Raw genomic sequence first — 17,435 nt, forward strand, 5'->3', positions numbered from 1 at the left:
ATGCGTCTGTCCTATCTGGTTCCGCTCGGATTGTTTTTGCTGATTGGCCTCGGCCTTGCCGTTGGCCTGACGCTCAATCCGCGTGAGATTCCCTCCGCCCTGATCGGCAAGCCGGTGCCGCAGTTCGACCTGCCGCCAGTGCAGGGGCGCACGCAGGGACTGTCGACTGCCGATCTGAAATCCGGCCAGCCGCAGGTGGTGAATGTCTTCGCCTCCTGGTGCGTGCCCTGCCGGGTCGAGCATCCGCTGCTGATGGCGTTGAAACGCGATGATCTCGCCGCGATCCATGGCCTGAATTACAAGGACGACCCGGCGGATGTCGCCAAATGGCTCGACCAGCTGGGCGATCCCTTCACGCGCACCGGCGCCGACCGCAGCGGTCGCGTCGGCATCGACTGGGGTGTCTATGGCGTTCCGGAGACCTTCGTGGTTGATGGCGAAGGCCAGATCGTGTGCAAGCATGTCGGCCCGCTGATGGAATATGACCTTGACAACAAGATCCGGCCGCTGCTGCGCGACCTTAAGGCCGGCCGGCCGAGCAAGGTGAAATGCTGAAAGCGCTTGTCTTTGTCCTGTTGCTGATCGCTCTACCGGCAACAGCCCAGCATCTGGATGACCGTCTGGCCGATCCGGCACAGGAGCTGCGGGCTCGTGAGCTGTCGCGGGAGTTACGCTGCCTGGTCTGCCAGAACCAGTCGATCGAGGATTCCAATGCACCGCTGGCGCGCGACCTGCGCCGCATCGTGCGCGAGCGCGTGGAAGCCGGAGACAGTGACTCTGCCATCCTTGATTTCCTGGTCACCCGCTACGGCGAATGGGTGCTGCTCAAGCCCCGTTTCACCATGCAGACCTGGTTGCTCTGGCTCGGGCCGGCAGTCCTGTTGCTGGTCGGTGGCGGCGTGATTGCCATGATGTACCGGCGGCAGCGCCGGGCGCCGGCGCCTGCTGCCGTGGCGCTGGATGCTGCCGAGCAGAAGCGGCTGGCGGCCCTGCTGAAGAACGAGGAGCCGCGCTGATGCTGCTCTGGCTTGGCTTTGCACTGCTGGTTGTTCTTGCGCTGGTGATCCTGCTCTGGCCGCTGCTGCGTCGGCAGCAGACTGAGCAGTCGGATCGCAAGGCGCATGACATCGCCGTCTACAAGGCGCAACTCAGCGAGATTGCCGAGGAGCTGGCGCGTGGCGCGCTGACTGAGGCCGAAGCCGGCGCGGCCAGACTGGAAATCCAGCGCCGCCTGCTGCGTGCCGATGCTGTTGTCGATGCGGGACCCGCGAAGGCCGGCGGTACGACGGCGGGACTGCTCGCAGTGATGCTGCTGGTACCGGCGCTGGGCGGCGGATTGTATCTGATGCTGGGCCGGCCCGAGGCCGCCTTCATCAATCAGGAAGAGGCGCGCGCCCAGACCGAGCGCAATGAACAGATACGCCAGAATACCGAGCGGATGATCCTCCAGTTGCGCGAGCGCCTGGCAGCGGAACCGAAACGCGCCGATGGCTGGCTGCTGCTGGGGCGTTCCCTGCTGATGACCGATCGGCCCGACGAGGCCGTCGAAGCATTCACCCGGGTGATTGAACTCGATCCGAATGACGCCGAGGCCTATGCCTATCGCGCCGAGGCGCTGACGCTCGCGGCTGATGGTTCCGTGACGCAGCCGGCGCAGCGCGATTTCCGCACCGTACTGGAGCATGACCCGCAGCATCCCGGCGCGCGCTACTATCTGGGCCTTGCCCGCTTGCAGGAGGGTGATACCCGCGGCGCCTATGACGACTGGTACGGCCTCGCCGCTGACGCCACCGCCGATGCGCCCTGGCTTGAAACCGTGCAGGGCCGTCTGCGCGAACTGGCTCCGAGGCTGGGTATTCCGCTGGCCCAGGCCGTACCTGCGCCCAAACCCGCGCCTGTTGCTATAGGCCCGACGCGGGAGCAGGCCGAGGCCGCCCAGCAGATGTCGGCGGACGACCGCAATGCCATGATCCGCGGCATGGTCGATAGCTTGGCGACGCGCCTCCAGGACCATCCGGGCGACGTAGACGGCTGGCTGCGGCTGGCCCGGGCGCGCGAGGTGCTGGGCGAGGGCGATGCCGCCCGCGAGGCGCTACGCCGCGCGGTGGCTGCCGCGCCCGACCGGATCGACGCCCGCCTCGCCCTGGCCTTCAACCTGGCCGGCGGCACAGTGACCAGCACGACCCCCTTGCCGGTCGAAGCGGTGGCGGAATTCGGCGCGATTCTGGAGCGTGCGCCGGACCATCCCCAGGCGCTGTGGTTCACCGGCCGGGGCGCTTACGAGGCCGGCGACAAGGCGGCTGCCGCCAGCCGCTGGAAACGCCTGCTGGCTCTGCTGCCGCCCGACTCGGCTGAGGCTCGGGAACTGACTGAGCGGCTGGCGAGCCTGAACCGATAGATTCCGCTTAACAGGCGATAACCCGGCCGTGCTGTTAACACCTGTTTAAGAGAGTCCTGCGCGTAATCGCCCTCGGGTTTGAGGGACCATTCCGGTCCGCAGGTTGGGTGGCATGGCAATCGCTCCGAGCAATAATCTTCTCTCTGCTCTTTCGCAGCTGCAGGGCGGCACGCGTCCGGTCGCTCCGGCCCGGCCCCAGGCTCCCCAGCAGGCTCCTGTTGGTGGCGCCGCCCCGGTCAAGAACAGCTTCGCCGCCCAGCTCGCCAACACCGACAACGCCATCCGCACCCAGGTCGCGGAGCAACGTCCGCTGGCGCCCCAGACCTTCTCGCCGACGCAGCCTCGCCCCATCCCGACCCGCGGCGGCTATCTCGGCCAGCACGTCAATATCGTCGTCTGATCCCGGACGATTTTCCCCGCATTCCTGCTGCGGCCGCTTATCACGGCCGCTCTGATTGACGCCGTTTCAGCCGGCGTCTAGCTTGGCGCCCAACGTCGTATACGAACGATCCGGGGAAACGTCATGCTGAAGCGCTTTACGCGTCGTACCGCCATTGCCATCGCTGCCATTCTTGTTCTGCCCGGCCTTGCGCTGGCGCAGCCGAAAGACAAGGTCACGATCTCGGCGCTGCCCTTCATTTCCACCGCGCCAGTCTTTATCGCCAAGGAGCGTGGCTATTTCGATGCCGAGGGCATCGAGCTCGATATCAAGATTTTCAATGCCGCGCAGGCAGTGGCTGTCGCTGTCGCTTCCAACGATGCCGATTTCGGCGTGACGGCCTTCACCGGCGGTTTCTTCAATCTGGCCGGCAAGGGTGCGCTCAAGGTGGTCGCTGCCCAGAGCCGCGAGGAGCCGGGCTACAACTTCGTTGCCTATGTGGCTGGCAAGAAGGCTTATGAGGCTGGCTTCCGCTCGCCCAAGGATTTCGCTGGCAAGAGTGTGGCTGTCACCACGGTTGGCTCCAGCTTTCACTACAATCTCGGCATGCTGGCCGACAAATACGGCTTCAAGCTCGATTCTGTGCAGATGAAGCCGGTGCAGTCGATCCCCAACATGATGGCTGCGCTGGCCGGCGGTCAGGTCGATGCCACGATCCTGCCTGCCAACAATGCCATCAAGCTGCAGGACGATGGCGCAGGCGTGATCATCGGCTGGGTACATGAGCATACGCCTTGGCAGCTTGGCGCGCTGTTCGCCTCGTCGAAGATCGTCAAGGAGAAACGCCCGCTGGTCGAGCGCTTCGTGCGCGCCTACCAGAAGGGCCTGGCCGATTATGCCGCCGCCTTCCTGGCCAAGGATGCGCAGGGCAACCGTATGATCGGTGAGAAAGCGCTGGCCGTGATGCCGATCCTGGAAAAGTGGGTCGAGCCCAAGCCGAGCATCGATACCGTGAAAGTGGCCGCCAATTACATGGATCCGCAGGGTCGCCTGCTGGTGAAGAATATCTATGACCAGGTTGCCTGGGGGCAGGCGCAGGGTCTGGTCGACAAATCGGTCAAGGCGGAAGACTTCATCGACCTGAGCTTCGTCAAGGGTCATCTCGACCTGCCGAAGTAATCGCAGCAGCAGGCTTTCAGTCATGCAGGTGGTTCTGGAGGATGTCGGCTACGCCTATGGCGACCTGCCCGTCCTTGACGGCATCAGCTTTTCGGTAGCCGAAGGCGAGACCGCGGCCCTGATCGGGCCGTCGGGCTGCGGCAAATCCACCTTGCTCAATTTGGTTGGCGGCCTGCTGCCGCAGCAGGTGGGCCGCATCGCCACCATGGGTGATGCACCGGCCGGCTGCCTCAATCCGCTCACCTTCGTTTTCCAGGACTTCGCCCTGCTGCCCTGGCGTAGCGTGGCCGGCAATGTCGCACTGGCGCTGGAGCACCAGAAGATCGGCAAAGCCGATCGTGAAGCGCGGATTGCCGAAGTGCTGCGACTCTGCGGTCTCAGCGATTTTGCCGGTGCGCTGCCCAAGCAGTTGTCGGGCGGCATGCGCCAGCGCGTGGGTATCGCCCGCGCCATTGCCGTGAAGCCGGCCGTCATGCTGATGGACGAGCCGCTGTCGGCACTGGATGCGCAGACGCGCGAACTGCTGATGGAAGATTTAATACGGATCTGGGCGCGCGAACGCACCACCACGCTCTATGTGACGCATAACCTGAACGAGGCTGTGCGGTTGGCTGACAAGGTGGTTGTGCTGTCACGCCGACCCGGCCGCATCAAGCGCATCGTCTCGGTGCCGGTGCCGGTGGCCGAACGCCAGAAGTCTGAACATGCGGGCATGCTGGCCAGCCTGCATGACGAACTCTGGGGCCTGATCAAGGCGGAGGCTCAGGTGGCCGAGCGGGAGATGCAGGATGCCTGAGGCACCGCGCAACGCCGTTGCCTTCCGTGGGGCTGGCTTCGTGCCAGGCACCGCACGATGGGCGCCCTGGCTGGCCTTTGCGTTGATCATTGGCTGCTGGGAGGCAGCCTGCCGGCTTGGCTGGCTGCCGCCGCTGTTCATGCCGGCGCCCAGCGACGTTGTGCAGGCGCTGCATGCGCTGCTGGTCGATGGCAAGCTGGTCGCCCATGTCACTGCGTCGCTCAAGCGCATTGTCTCGGGCTGGATTCTGGGCAGCATCACTGGTGTCGCCATCGGTTTTGCTATGGGCATTTTCGTGGTCGCGCGTTCGGTTGGCCTGCCCATCGTCTCGGCGCTGTTCCCGATCCCCAAGATCGCGCTGCTGCCGCTGTTCATTCTGTGGTTCGGCATCGGTGAGCCGTCTAAGATCGCCACTATTGGCCTGGGCGTCTTCTTCCCCACCGTGGTCAGTGCCTTCTCAGCTGTCGACAATGTGCCGCGCAACCTGATCCGCATGGCACAGAGCTTCGGGCTATCCACCCGCATGATCGTCTTCAAGGTGATCCTGCCTGGTGCCATGCCCGGCATCCTCGCCGGTTTCCGCATTACATCTTCGATTGCATTGATCCTGGTTGTCTCGGCCGAGATGATCGGCGCGCAGGTTGGTATCGGCGCTTTCGTGCTGGCCGCGGGCAACCTGATGCAGATCGACCAGCTGGTCGCCGGCGTGGTGCTGCTGTCGTTGTTGGGTCTCGCGGTCAGTGCATTGCTCAGCCTAACCGAGAAGATCGTGCTGCGCTGGCGGTAAAGGATTTCCTGCGATGAATGACTATCCGATCCCGGCAACCCGTATCGTCCGCCACGCCGCTGTCGCGCCACGGGTGGTGGAGGCCGAGATCGTGGTAGTTGGCGCCGGCATCAGCGGCATCTCGGCAGCCCTGGAAGCGGCAAAGACCGGCCGCAAGGTGGCGCTGGTCGATGCAGGGCAGCAGCTTGGCGGGCAGTCGACCGGCTCCATGCTCGGAACCTTCTGCGGCTTCTATTCCAACGGCCCCGAACCCTATCAGGTCGTCTACGGCATCGTGGACGACATGTTCGATCACCTGAAAAAGGCCGGCGCTTTCCATCTGCGCCGGGGCCGCAATACCTATATTCCGCTCTATCAGGAGCAGGCACTGGTACGCTGGATAGAACAGGCGGTGCATGCCGCCGGCATCCAGGTATTGCTTGGCGCGACGCTGCTGCAGGTGCGCCGCGATGGCGGTCGCATCACGGCGCTTGATCTTGCTACCCGCTTCGGTCCAGTGAATCTGCACGGGCAGGGCTTCGTCGATGCCTCGGGCGACGCCGCGCTCAGCTATCTTGCCGGATTTGCCTGCCGCGAGCCGGTCAGCCCGATCATGGGCACGCTGATGTTCACGCTGGAAGGTTTTGACGAGGCTGCGGCACTGAAGCTCGATCGCTGGGCAGTGCAGAAGCGGCTGGGCGAGCAGGGTGAAAAATACGGCTTGGTGCGGCGGGACGGTTTTGTTTTCGCCTTCCCGGGTAAGGGTCATGCGACCGTGAATATGACACATGTGGAAACGCCGCTGGATGCCGAAGGCTATGCGGCATCCCAGGCTGAAGGGCGCGCGCAGGCCGACCGTGTGGTTGATTTCCTGCGCGGTGAATACCCCGTGGTCTTTTCAGACGCGCGCGTGCGCCAGTATGGCTTCCTTGGCATCCGCCAGACGCGCTGGATCGTCGGCCAGCACAGCATCGTCATCGCCGATATCCGCAACGGCAGCAGGCCAGACGACGCCATCCTGCGCTGCTCCTGGCCGGTCGAACTGCATGACCGGCCCGAGGATGTGCATTGGGAAGAGTTCGGCGACGATCATCTGCATTACGTGCCGTTCCGCGCCATGGTGCCAGAGGGCGCAGATAATCTGGTCGCGGCCGGCCGATGCATCGACGGCGATCCTGCCGCGCTCAGTTCGGTGCGCGTGATGGGGCCATGCGTGGCCATGGGCGCGGCGGCGGCGCAGGCGCTTGACCTGGCTGGCGCCGGCTCGGTGCGTCAGATCGATGTCTCAGCGCTGCAGGCGCGGCTCAGCGACAACCTGCAGCGTTGCGACAAGCCCTGAAAAGTGGCGGCTGTTAGCCGCGCGCCTCCAGATTATCGACCAACTGACGCAGCAGCGCGATGAACTCGGCCCGCTTGGCGCTCGGGATCGGATCGAGTATCCGATCCTGCGCTCGCGCGACGCCTGGCTGGGCCGCGCGCAACTGCCGCTCGCCTTCCGGCGTCAGCGCCAGCGCGTTGGTGCGCCGATCGGCCTCGGTACGTTGTCGCAGCAGAAGGCCGCGCTTGATCAGGCGCGCCACCATCTCGGCGACGGTCGAGCGATCGATGCCGGTCTGGCGCACCAGATCGACCTGGCTGATGCCGGCCTTCTGGTAAATCGCGAGCAGCAGTGCGAATTGCCGTGGCGTGAGCCCGTTACTGCCGACTTCAGCCGTATAGAGATCGACTGCAAGCTGCTGGCAGCGTCGCAGCAGATGCCCCGGCGCATCCTGCAGCGTGAATACCCCGAGCGTGTCCCCGGCGGCATTATGGGCGGCTTTGTCCCCCGACATTGAACCTCCCCTTTCTTATGTTTTTATCCAAGCCTACCTGTTACTGGGCAGGAGTTACCCCTGCTTCTCAGTCCACTGATAAAACGCTATTCGACGGCCTCTCGTCCAGAGGAACCCGCAACAATTTGCGGAGGCTGGGGAAAACTCGTTACCATCGTTCCTTGAGAGTGCAAGCATCGGTCCGATATGCAGCAGAACCCCAAAGACTTCCGTTTTTCCAAGCAGGTGCCTGCGGATGATAATCGCGAGCGACTGGTTTGCGGCGATTGCGGCTGGATTCACTACATCAACCCCAAGATTGTGGTGGGTGCTGTCGTTACCCATCAGGGGGATATTCTTTTATGCCGCCGGGCGATCGAGCCGCGCCAGGGGTTCTGGACGATACCGGCCGGTTACATGGAAGAGCGGGAAACCTCGGAAGCCGGCGCTATGCGTGAGGCCAGGGAAGAGGCCTGCGCCGAGATACTCATTGATGCGCTATTGGCGGTTTACAACATTCCGCGCATCAGCCAAGTGCAGCTGATCTACCGCGCCACGCTGGTCAGCCCCGATTTCACTGCCGGGCCGGAATCGCTGGAGGTGAAGCTGTTTAAGTGGGCCGATATCCCCTGGGCCGAACTCGCTTTCCCTTCGGTGCACTGGGCACTGAAGCAGTACCAGGAGGTGATAGGTCAGCAGAGCTTCCCTACTTTCACCAATCCGCTGGGCGAATTGGGAAACTACTGATCCCGGTCTTTACTGGTCGAGGCCGGCTAGAGCGCGGGCAAAGGCCCGGGCCGAGAAGGGCTGCAGGTCAGCAGCCTGTTCGCCGACGCCGACGAAATGCACGGGCAGGCCGAAGCGATCGGCAATCGCCACCAGGACGCCGCCGCGCGCCGTGCCATCCAGCTTGGTAACGATGAGTCCACTGACGGCGCAGATTTCCTTGAAGGTGGCGACCTGGTTCACCGCGTTCTGGCCCGTGGTGGCGTCCAGCACCAGCAGCACGTGATGCGGCGCATCCGGCACCTGCTTTTTCAGCACGCGCACGATCTTGGCCAGCTCGGCCATCAGGTCGGCCTTGTTCTGCAGGCGGCCAGCGGTGTCGATCATCAGCACGTCGCGGCTCTGTGCGCGTGCCTGTGTAAGGGCGTCGAAGGCCAGGCTGGCGGCATCGCCGCCGGTTTCGCTGGCCAGCACCGGCACGCCAGCGCGCTCGCCCCAGATTTTCAGCTGCTCGATGGCGGCGGCACGGAAGGTGTCGCCGGCTGCCAGTATCACGCTCTTGCCTTCGTCGCGCAGGCGCGTCGCGATCTTGCCGATCGTGGTTGTCTTGCCCACGCCGTTGACGCCGACGACCAGAACCACCTGCGGTTTTTCGCCAGACAGCTCCAGCGGTTTTTCGACCGGCTGCAACAGGCCGGTCACAGACTCGGCCAGCGCTGCGCGGATTTCCTCCGATGTGATGTCCTTGTCAAAACGGTCCTTGGCGATGGCCTTGACGATCTTGCCCGCGGTGGCGACGCCCAGATCGGCGCCGATCAGGGTCTCTTCGAGTTCATCGAGTGCGTCCTGATCCAGCTTGCGCTTGGTGAACAGTGCGCCGATCTGCTCGCCTAGCTGCCCGGCCGATCGCGAAAGCCCGGCCTTGAGGCGGCCGAACCAGCCGGTCTTCTTGTCTGACTCACTCATGCAGCCTCCAGCCACAGCTTGCCGTCGCGCGCGGCCGCAATGCGTGCGGCAATGATGTCGCCCTTCGCCAGGTGGGCGGGCAGGGCGACGGGGGCATAGGTCTCGTCGCGGCCCAGGCCTTTCTGTTCGACCAGGATGCTGGCTTCGACGCCGATACGGTTCTGCAGAAAACGGTTCATCGCCTGCATCGCCGTTTCGCGCAGGATCGCGGCGCGACTGCGGCGCAACTCGACCGCCAACTGCGGCATGCGCGCGGCCGGCGTGCCGGGGCGCGGGGAGTAAGGAAAGACATGCACAAAGGCGAGATTTGCTTCCTCGATCAGGCTGCGGCTCTGCTCGAAGGCGGCGTCGCTTTCGGTGGGGAAGCCGGCGATCAGGTCGGCGCCTAGCGCGATGCCGGGCCGCAGCTGCCGCAGTCGCGCGGCCACATCGAGGGCTTGCTGGCGGCTGTGCCGGCGTTTCATGCGTTTGAGGATCAGGTCGTCGCCGGCCTGGATGCTCAAATGCGCATGCGGCATCACGCGCGGTTCATCGGCATAGAGGCGATAGAGGTCATCATCGATCTCGGCGGGATCGAGCGAGGAAAAGCGCAACCGTTCGATCTGCGGCACCAGATCCAGCAGCCGCTGCACGGCAGACCCCAGCGTCGGTTGGCCGGGCAGGTCGTGACCATAGGAGGTGATATCCACGCCGGTCAGCACGAATTCACGGTAGCCGCGCGCGGTCATGGCGCGCGCCTGTTCCACCACGGCGCCCAGCGGCAGCGAGCGGCTGGGGCCGCGGCCGTAGGGAATGATGCAGAAGGTGCAACGATGATCGCAGCCCTGCTGGATTTCGAGATAGGCGCGCGGCCGGCCGGGAAAGTGGCTGACCGCGGGCAGCGCGGCTGGCGCATCGGTCAGGATGTCGCCCACGCTGATACGCGGGCTGGCGGCGGCAATGCCGCGCCACAGGTCTTCGTCCAGTTTCTCGCGATTGCCGATCACATGATCGACTTCGGTCATGGCGGCAAAGGCCTGCGGATTGACCTGGGCGGCGCAGCCGGTGACGACGATGCGGACATCGGGGCGGTCGCGGCGCAGGCGGCGGATCGCCTGGCGCGCCTGCTTCTCGGCTTCCGCCGTCACCGCGCAGGTGTTGATCACCACGATGTCGTCGCGGCCATGCCTGGCCAGGGATGCGCGGATCGCCTCACCTTCATAGGCGTTGAGGCGGCAGCCGAAATTCAGGACATCTGCGGTTTCACGCGTGGCATCCGTCATCGGATCACGCCGCGTCGTTCAGCGCGGTCCAGAAGCTCGGCGGCACTTCGCCCCGGAAGGCCTCGGTGGCCGGACCGGTCATGTAGATATGGTTGTCGGCAGCCCATTCGATGGTCAGCACGCCACCGTCCAGCACGATGTCGGCCTTGCGCTCGGTCAGGTCGCGGCGGGCAGCAGCCACCAGAGTGGCGCAGGCGCCCGTGCCGCAGGCGCGCGTGACGCCGACGCCGCGTTCCCAGACCCGCATGCGGATCTGGCGGCGGTCGATCACCTGCGCGAACTCGACATTGATGCGCTGGGGGAACAATGGATCATGTTCGATCTTGGGGCCGATCTCGGCCACCGGCACGGCCTCGGCGTCGCCGACGAAGAAGACCACATGCGGGTTGCCGACATTCACCGCGCCAGGCTTGTCATAGCCGGCATGGCTGTAGGCCATGTTCATGGTGTTCATCTCGCGGGCGAGCGGAATGCCCTGCCAGTCGAAGGTCGGCTCGCCCATGTCTACGGTGACCAGGCCGCTGGCGCCGCTCTTGGCCTGCAGCCAGCCGCCGGCGGTATCGATAGTGACGGCGTCGCGGCCGTTCTCGCGCATCAGCAGCGTGGCGACACAGCGTGCAGCATTGCCGCAGGATTCGACCTCGCCACCATCGGCGTTATGGATGCGCATCAGCACGTCGGCCTTGGTCGACCGCTCCAGTGTGATGAGCTGGTCGAAGCCGACGCCCCGCTTGCGGTCGGCCAGCAGCTTCACCGCCGCCAGATCGAGCGGCAGGGCATGCGCGCGCGCATCCAGCACGACGAAATCGTTGCCGAGACCGTGCATCTTGACGAAGGGAAGGGGGCTTGCCGGGTGCATGCGGGGGTTATAGGGCGGGGGCGGGGGAGTGTCCAGAGAAGGCCGTCACACCGGGGCCTGCCGGGGACGTTCCGCCCCGAACGGCCGGTCAGATCTTGGCGGCGGCCGGTTTGGCCTTGTCGATGGCGGCTTTCAGGGAGGCGCGCAGCTGGGCCTCCAGCGGGCCGCCTGAGCCCTTGATCCGGTGCGACACCACCACATAGAGGGTATCGATATGGATACTCACAATCTCCTGCTGCAGTTCGTCCAGAACAGTGAGTTCCTTCATGAAATCATGCAGCGATTTGGAGAACTCGGTCAGCAGCGGATAGCCGAACACGCCGCCCATGCCCTTGATCTGGAAAGCCTCCTCGCGGATATGCTCCAGCACCTCGGCGCGGCTTGAAGGATCGGCGGCGGCACGGCTCAGTTGCTCGCGCAGGGTCTTGAGGACTTCGGCGGTCTCATCAAGGAAATGGCCCGAGGATTTCTCCAGCAGGTCTTCCATCTTTTTCAGCGTTTCGTCGTCGAGCTTCAGGCTCAGGCCGGTCTTGTAATTGACCGCCTTGCGTTTCAGGTCGCCGCGATTGGGGATGATGTTCCGACGCATGCTGATGGCCTAATCCAATTTCCGGCGATCGGGGCCTTCAAACGGGATCTGCTGACGCCGGCGATCCGGGCCGAAATAGCCCTTTACACTGACGAAATCACGCGGTCGGGCGATCACCGAGACCAGGCGGCGATAGACGCCGTCGGCCGTGAAAGGTTTGGCGAGGAATTCGGTCACGCCCTTGTCGCGTGACTCAATCACGTATTCAACCTCGGAATTGGCGGTCAGCATGATCACCGGCATCATGCGGTCGGGCGAGGTGCCGTCGGTGCGCACCCAGTCGAGCAGTTCGAGGCCGGTACGCGGCTTCAGGTTCCATTCGCTGATCAGAACGTCAACGCCGCCGGAACGCATGCTGGCGATCGCCTTCTCGCTGTCGCGGGCGGTCATCACCTGTGTTGCGCCCAGCATCATCAGGATGTCCTTGATGATCTGGCACATCAGTTTGTTGGTATCCACGACGAGGAAACGGACGTGGCTGAAATCGATTTTTTCCGACATCCCGTATTCCGACTGCCCCCTGCCGCCTGACTGAGGATTTTCCCCTAGTTCCAGTGGCGCTGCCCGGTGGCCGGCAATGGCGCCGAGCCTCTCGAGAATCATAGAAATACTTGCGCGATCATATATATACTGGCGGTGGAGCGAAGCCAACCGATCCGTGACACCGGGAATGGGATTGGCCGACTCGTCATTCTACCCCTGGCTCTGCCCTATCCGCCCATGCCGAAACCGCCACCCCCTGCCGGTCTGCTGCCGCTGCTGACTATCCTGTTTGCCAACGGGATTCTGGCGGCCACCATGTATTTACCGTCGCTGCCGGCGATCGGGCGTCAGCTTGGCATATCTGCCGATGCCCTGCCCCTCACCCTTGCGGTGTATTTCATCACTTTTGCCGGTGGGCAGCTGGTCTATGGACCGTTGAGCGACCGTTACGGCCGCCGGCGCCTGCTGCTGGGCGGTCTGGCGGTTATGGTCGTGGGATCCGCGGCCTGCGCCCTGGCTGACAGCCTGGACGACCTGCTTTGGAGCCGGGCGCTGCAGGGGCTGGGTGCGGCCAGCGCCATGGCCACGGGCCGGGCGATCATCAACGATGTCTACGACCGGCCGGCCGCCGCCCGGGCCACCTCGACGGTCAGCGCAGCCCTGGCCATCGCCCCCATCATTGCCCCGGTGCTGGGCGGGTTGGTCGAGCAGTATCTGGGCTGGCAGGCCACCTTCTGGATCAGCGGAGCGATCACCCTGGGGGTCATGCTGACCCTGCTGTTGCGCCTGCCGGAAACCCATCCGCCCACCGGCGAGACCGGACCTTTGCTGCGCGGCATCATGCGCGCCTACGGTTTCCTGCTGACCAACCGCGCCTTTCTCACCTTCGGCCTGCTCAATCTGGGAATCTTCGCCGGGCTGCACAGTTTCAATGCCGGCGCGCCCTCGGTGCTGATTGGCAGCATGGGGCTGGCGCCAGTCACCTACGGCATCCTGATCGCGCTGGGCAGCGGCGGCTTTTTTATCGGCGCGATGCTGTCGTCACGGCTGGGTGGTCGTATCGGTATGCTGTGCCTGGTCGATGCTGGCGTGCTCTGCATGCTGGCTGGTGCGGCCGGACTGGCGATCTATATCGAACTGTTCGGCGCCGATGTCGCCGCCATCGTGACGATGCGGATGCTGTGGGCGGTCGGCATGGGGCTGGCGCTGCCGAATTCGGTCGTCTCCGCGGTGGGCGTCAATCCGGCCACCATCGGCGCCGGCTCGGCCCTGTCGGGTTTTCTGCAGACTGCCGGTGGCGGCATGGGTTCGGCGGTGAATGCCCTTGTGCCGGCCGGCGATGCACTGTCGCTGGGTCTGGTCTTCGCTGGCACGGCCCTGTTCGGGGCCGTGGTGTGGTGGATGAACCGCGCCGATGCCGGCCGCGCGATGCTCTGACGCCGTAACCGTCTCAGCTTTCCGGCTTCAGCACGGCCATCAGTTCGCGCCATTCGCGCGCGCTCAGGCCCGACGAGGCTTGGTCGACGGTTTCGCCGTTCAGCATGCGTCGCACGATCTTCAGGGCCGTGGCCGACAGGCTGGCACCGCCGATGCGGTACTCCATGAAGGCGTCGTAGCAGGCCGGCACCCAGCGCTTCACGGTTTCCAGCATGGCTTCCGCATAAACGCGGATTTCATACTGGGCGTGGCTGTCGGCGCGCAGGCTGAGGAAATGCAGCAGGTTGAGCAGGTCGGTCTTCCAGTACCACTGGGTATAGAAGTTCACCGTCAGATTCATGCGGGCCAGCTCGCGCGCCAGGCCTTCACGACCCTCATCGCGCTTGCTGCCATCGGGACCCTCATTGAGCATTTCCTCATAAGAGGCATAGCTCTGGCTGGCGTCGCGCTTCAGCAGTTCCAGCACGCGGGCGGCTTCCGGGCCGGTCAGTACGTCACCGCGGCCCTGGCGGTTCGAACTCGACTGCGAGGCAAGCTGGTCGGGCGCGGGGATGTAGAACTCGTTGTCCAGGATCGAGTAGCGCGCCGAGTATTCGTTGACGTTGGCGGTGCGATGGCGGATCCACTGGCGCGCGACGAAGATCGGCAGCTTCACATGGTACTTGATTTCGCACATCTCGAACGGCGTGCTATGCCGGTGCCGCATCAGATAGTTGATCAGGCCGCGATCCTCGCTGACCTTCTTGGTGCCGCGGCCGTAGGACACACGGGCGGCCTGCACAACGGCGGCGTCATCACCCATATAGTCGATGACGCGGACGAAGCCATGATCGAGCAGCGGCAGCGGTTCGTAGAGGATTTCCTCCAGCGCCGGCACGGTGGCGCGACGGGTGGTCTGGCTCTGGCTGCGCAGGGCCGCAATCTCGGCGGCCTGCTCCGGCGTCATGGTCATACGGCAATCTCCGGCACATTCCGGCGACTCGGGCCGCCGGGCGAAAGGCAGGTGGTTATAGACCGGCTGGCCGAGTCCCCAAAAGCCCCGGCCGGGCCCGGAAATACCCTCCGGCGATAGCCAAGCGGGAGGGCTTCAAAAACCGCCCCGGACACCCTAAGTTAGTCCTGTCGGGTAACCGACTATGGCGATAAACGCTGTTCAGAATAAGCGTAATGGACCCGGGGGCAGTACCCGGCGCCTCCACCATGAGCCCAGCCTGTGGATAAAGGCGGGAAACGGCCTTTCGGCTATGGATTTAGGTCCCTGGCTGCTGGGTTGATGATGGGGGCGAATAGATTTGACATGCGTAGTAAAGGTCCAGCTTTTGCCCGGCATGATACCGCCGTTATCGGGTCAATCTCTAAGTGCCAACGACAATAGCGTTGCACTCGCTGCCTAATAGGTAAGCGCGGCTCGGGGGGCGCCGGGCAACAGAAGCCCCCCACTTAATACCGCAAAATCAGTGCTTATCTGTGGATGACCGGTCCGGATGGGCGGCTTGGAATTGAATGGCCCGGCTCCGAAGCGTAAAATAGGCGTAAGAGTAATGACCGCATTGAGCTCCCGAGAAGATTAGGCATGGCCGGCAAGCTGCTCGATTACAACCAGATGGTGGAGAACGCCCTGCGCGGCGCCGTCCGCGAGGCGATCAAGCGCGCCTCCGAATTCGGCCTGCCCGGCAACCATCATTTCTACATCACCTTCCGCACCGACCAGCCCGGCGTGCAGCTGCCCGACTATCTGCATGAGCGTTATCCGGAAGAGATGACCATCGTGCTGCAGCATCAGTATTGGGGCCTGGAGCCGGGCGAGGACGCCTTCCAGGTCACGCTCAGCTTCAACAAGGTGCCTGAGCGCCTGATCATCGCCTATGCCGCGATCACGGCCTTCGCCGATCCCAGCGTGCAGTTCGGCCTGCAGTTCCGCGTGGCGCCCAATGCCGATGCGCCGGCGCGCAGCGGCGTCGTTGCGCCGGCTGCAATTGGCAATGCAGCCGACAGCGACGCCCCGGCCGGCGCTGGCACGGCGGCAGCCGATGGCGATGCCGAGCCCAAGACCGGCGAAGTCGTGGCCCTAGACGCCTTCCGCAAAAAGAAGACCTGATTTTCCGTCCGGCCTGCCGTCACGCGGGCCCACCAGCATAAGCCCCGGAGACCCCAATGCCCGAGTTCGGTTACGAGGACCTGCTTCCGCTTGGCCCTGACACAACCACGCCCTATCGCAAGATCGATACGGATGAGGTGAAGGTGATCAAGGTCGGCGACCGCGAGGTGCTTCAGGTCAGCGACAAGGCGCTCGGCGACCTGACCTTCCATGCCATGCGTGATATCGCGCATCTGTTCCGCCCCGGCCATCTGGCGCAGCTGCGCGCCATCCTGGACGACAAGGATGCTTCGCCGAACGACCATTTCGTGGCGCTGGAGCTGCTGAAGAACGCCAATATCTCGGCTGGCATGATTCTGCCGAGCTGCCAGGATACCGGCACCGCCATCGTGATCGGCAAGAAGGGCCAGTATGTCTGGACCTCGGGCAAGGACGAGGAAGCGCTGAGCCGCGGTATCTATCGCACCTATACCGAGACCAACCTGCGCTACTCGCAGCTCGCGCCGTTGACGATGTTTGAGGAAAAGAACACCGGTACGAACTTGCCGGCACAGATCGAGCTCTATGCCACCGATGGTGATGCCTACAAGTTCCTGTTCATGGCCAAGGGCGGCGGCTCGGCCAACAAGACCTATCTGTTCCAGCAGACCCCCGCCGTGCTGCGCGGCGACGCGCTGCTGAAGTTCCTCGACACCCAGATCAAGACGCTGGGCACCGCCGCTTGCCCGCCCTATCACTTGGCCATCGTGATCGGCGGCCTGTCGGCGGAGCTCAACCTCAAGACCGCCAAGCTCGCTTCGGCGCGCTATCTCGACAATCTGCCGACCAAGGGCAGTCCCTCGGGTCACGCTTTCCGCGATGTGGAATTCGAGCAGAAGATTCTTGAACTGACCCGGGTCAACGGCATCGGCGCGCAGTTCGGCGGCAAGTATTTCTGCCACGATGTGCGCGTGATCCGCATGCCGCGCCATGGCGCCAGCGTGCCGATCGGCATGGCGGTGTCCTGCTCGGCCGATCGTCAGATTCTGGGCAAGATCACCCGCGACGGCGTGTTCCTCGAACAGCTGGAAACCAATCCTGCGCAATATCTGCCCGAACATGAGGACAAGCTCTCGGCCGAAGTGGTCAAGGTCGATCTCAACCAGCCGATGGACGCGATCCGTAAGCAGCTGTCGCAGTATCCGGTGAAGACGCGGCTGTCGCTCACCGGCACGCTCATCGTGGCCCGTGATCTGGCCCATGCCAAGTTCGCCGAACGCATCGAGCGTGGCGAGGGGCTGCCGGACTATGTGAAGAACCACATGATCTATTACGCCGGTCCGGCCAAGACGCCGGAAGGCTATGCCTCGGGCTCGTTCGGCCCGACCACGGCCGGCCGCATGGATTCTTATGTGGGCGAGCTGATGAAAAACGGCGGCGGCTTCATCAGCCTGGCCAAGGGCAACCGTTCCAAGCAGGTGACCGATGCCTGCAAGGAATATGGCGGCTTCTATCTCGGCTCGATTGGCGGTCCTGCCGCCATCCTGGCCAAGAACTCGATCAAGCATATCGAGACGCTGGAATACCCGGAGCTCGGCATGGAGGCGGTATGGCGCATCCAGGTCGAGAATTTCCCCGCCTTCATCATCGTGGACGACAAGGGCAACGACTTTTTCGCCACGATCAAATAACGGCGAAAAGTGCAGG

General features: G+C 64.0%; 19 protein-coding genes and 1 other RNA gene. 13 read left to right on the forward strand and 7 right to left on the reverse strand.

The window, feature by feature from the left end; all coding sequences use genetic code 11:
* From AC1RRT_RS12935 to AC1RRT_RS12970, 8 genes are all read left to right on the forward strand, one after another.
* Window positions 1–555, forward strand: coding sequence for a DsbE family thiol:disulfide interchange protein (locus AC1RRT_RS12935; protein WP_493014214.1), 555 nt, complete (start codon window positions 1–3; stop codon window positions 553–555).
* Window positions 549–1,016, forward strand: coding sequence for a cytochrome c-type biogenesis protein (locus tag AC1RRT_RS12940; RefSeq protein WP_493014215.1), 468 nt, complete (start codon window positions 549–551; stop codon window positions 1,014–1,016). Before AC1RRT_RS12935 ends, AC1RRT_RS12940 begins: the two co-directional genes overlap by 7 nt.
* On the forward strand, window positions 1,016–2,398 hold the full coding sequence (gene ccmI / locus AC1RRT_RS12945) for a c-type cytochrome biogenesis protein CcmI (protein WP_493014216.1): 1,383 nt from the start codon (window positions 1,016–1,018) through the stop codon (window positions 2,396–2,398). The genes AC1RRT_RS12940 and ccmI overlap by 1 nt, the downstream gene beginning before the upstream one ends.
* Before the next feature lie 112 nt (window positions 2,399–2,510).
* Window positions 2,511–2,798, forward strand: a complete 288-nt coding sequence (locus AC1RRT_RS12950) for a hypothetical protein (RefSeq protein ID WP_493014217.1) — start codon at window positions 2,511–2,513, stop codon at window positions 2,796–2,798.
* 123 nt (window positions 2,799–2,921) lie between these two features.
* Window positions 2,922–3,956 (forward strand): ABC transporter substrate-binding protein, encoded by a 1,035-nt coding sequence (locus AC1RRT_RS12955; RefSeq protein ID WP_493014218.1) that lies wholly within the window; start codon window positions 2,922–2,924, stop codon window positions 3,954–3,956.
* A 22-nt stretch (window positions 3,957–3,978) separates the two neighbouring features.
* Window positions 3,979–4,752, forward strand: coding sequence for an ABC transporter ATP-binding protein (locus AC1RRT_RS12960; RefSeq protein ID WP_493014219.1), 774 nt, complete (start codon window positions 3,979–3,981; stop codon window positions 4,750–4,752).
* Complete coding sequence (locus tag AC1RRT_RS12965) at window positions 4,745–5,539, forward strand: ABC transporter permease (protein WP_493014220.1); 795 nt, start codon at window positions 4,745–4,747, stop codon at window positions 5,537–5,539. The genes AC1RRT_RS12960 and AC1RRT_RS12965 overlap by 8 nt, the downstream gene beginning before the upstream one ends.
* Before the next feature lie 13 nt (window positions 5,540–5,552).
* Entirely contained in the window at window positions 5,553–6,857 is a 1,305-nt protein-coding gene (locus AC1RRT_RS12970) for an FAD-dependent oxidoreductase (RefSeq protein WP_493014221.1), read from the forward strand.
* A gap of 13 nt (window positions 6,858–6,870) precedes the next feature.
* On the opposite strand, the gene AC1RRT_RS12975 is transcribed toward AC1RRT_RS12970, so the two are convergent.
* Window positions 6,871–7,350: a MarR family winged helix-turn-helix transcriptional regulator gene (locus AC1RRT_RS12975; protein WP_493014222.1), complete on the reverse strand. Its 480-nt coding sequence runs from the start codon at window positions 7,348–7,350 to the stop codon at window positions 6,871–6,873.
* 186 nt (window positions 7,351–7,536) lie between these two features.
* On the opposite strand from AC1RRT_RS12975, the gene AC1RRT_RS12980 reads away from it, so the two are divergent.
* The gene (locus AC1RRT_RS12980; RefSeq protein ID WP_493014223.1) at window positions 7,537–8,076 is read left to right on the forward strand and encodes an NUDIX hydrolase; all 540 of its coding nucleotides are present in this window, start codon (window positions 7,537–7,539) and stop codon (window positions 8,074–8,076) included.
* A 9-nt stretch (window positions 8,077–8,085) separates the two neighbouring features.
* Here the strand turns inward: AC1RRT_RS12980 and ftsY are convergent, their stop codons facing one another.
* The 5 genes from ftsY to AC1RRT_RS13005 all read right to left on the reverse strand — a co-directional run bounded on the left by ftsY (window position 8,086) and on the right by AC1RRT_RS13005 (window position 12,232).
* Window positions 8,086–9,021: a signal recognition particle-docking protein FtsY gene (gene ftsY / locus AC1RRT_RS12985; protein WP_493014224.1), complete on the reverse strand. Its 936-nt coding sequence runs from the start codon at window positions 9,019–9,021 to the stop codon at window positions 8,086–8,088.
* The gene (gene mtaB, locus AC1RRT_RS12990) at window positions 9,018–10,283 is read right to left on the reverse strand and encodes a tRNA (N(6)-L-threonylcarbamoyladenosine(37)-C(2))-methylthiotransferase MtaB (RefSeq protein ID WP_493014225.1); all 1,266 of its coding nucleotides are present in this window, start codon (window positions 10,281–10,283) and stop codon (window positions 9,018–9,020) included. Before mtaB ends, ftsY begins: the two co-directional genes overlap by 4 nt.
* Before the next feature lie 4 nt (window positions 10,284–10,287).
* Complete coding sequence (gene dapF, locus AC1RRT_RS12995) at window positions 10,288–11,142, reverse strand: diaminopimelate epimerase (protein ID WP_493014226.1); 855 nt, start codon at window positions 11,140–11,142, stop codon at window positions 10,288–10,290.
* A gap of 88 nt (window positions 11,143–11,230) precedes the next feature.
* Window positions 11,231–11,731 carry an Hpt domain-containing protein gene (locus AC1RRT_RS13000; RefSeq protein WP_493014227.1) on the reverse strand — a complete coding sequence of 167 codons (501 nt, stop codon included), beginning with the start codon at window positions 11,729–11,731 and terminating at the stop codon, window positions 11,231–11,233.
* A gap of 9 nt (window positions 11,732–11,740) precedes the next feature.
* The gene (locus AC1RRT_RS13005) at window positions 11,741–12,232 is read right to left on the reverse strand and encodes a response regulator (protein ID WP_493014228.1); all 492 of its coding nucleotides are present in this window, start codon (window positions 12,230–12,232) and stop codon (window positions 11,741–11,743) included.
* Window positions 12,233–12,451: 219 nt separating this feature from the next.
* Here AC1RRT_RS13005 and AC1RRT_RS13010 point away from each other — a divergent pair, with 219 nt between their 5' ends.
* On the forward strand, window positions 12,452–13,651 hold the full coding sequence (locus AC1RRT_RS13010) for a Bcr/CflA family efflux MFS transporter (RefSeq protein ID WP_493014229.1): 1,200 nt from the start codon (window positions 12,452–12,454) through the stop codon (window positions 13,649–13,651).
* Window positions 13,652–13,664: 13 nt separating this feature from the next.
* Here AC1RRT_RS13010 and thyX read toward each other — a convergent pair whose 3' ends face one another.
* Complete coding sequence (gene thyX / locus AC1RRT_RS13015; RefSeq protein WP_493014230.1) at window positions 13,665–14,603, reverse strand: FAD-dependent thymidylate synthase; 939 nt, start codon at window positions 14,601–14,603, stop codon at window positions 13,665–13,667.
* A 130-nt stretch (window positions 14,604–14,733) separates the two neighbouring features.
* Here thyX and ssrA point away from each other — a divergent pair.
* The 3 genes from ssrA to AC1RRT_RS13030 all read left to right on the forward strand — a co-directional run bounded on the left by ssrA (window position 14,734) and on the right by AC1RRT_RS13030 (window position 17,419).
* Window positions 14,734–15,092: a transfer-messenger RNA gene (gene ssrA / locus AC1RRT_RS13020) on the forward strand.
* Between the two features lie 132 nt (window positions 15,093–15,224).
* Window positions 15,225–15,749 (forward strand): SspB family protein, encoded by a 525-nt coding sequence (locus AC1RRT_RS13025; RefSeq protein WP_493014231.1) that lies wholly within the window; start codon window positions 15,225–15,227, stop codon window positions 15,747–15,749.
* Between the two features lie 56 nt (window positions 15,750–15,805).
* Window positions 15,806–17,419 carry a fumarate hydratase gene (locus tag AC1RRT_RS13030; protein ID WP_493014232.1) on the forward strand — a complete coding sequence of 538 codons (1,614 nt, stop codon included), beginning with the start codon at window positions 15,806–15,808 and terminating at the stop codon, window positions 17,417–17,419.
* Window positions 17,420–17,435 lie beyond the last annotated feature (16 nt).

The organism is Ferrovibrio sp. GW821-FHT12B10 (assembly GCF_058807515.1).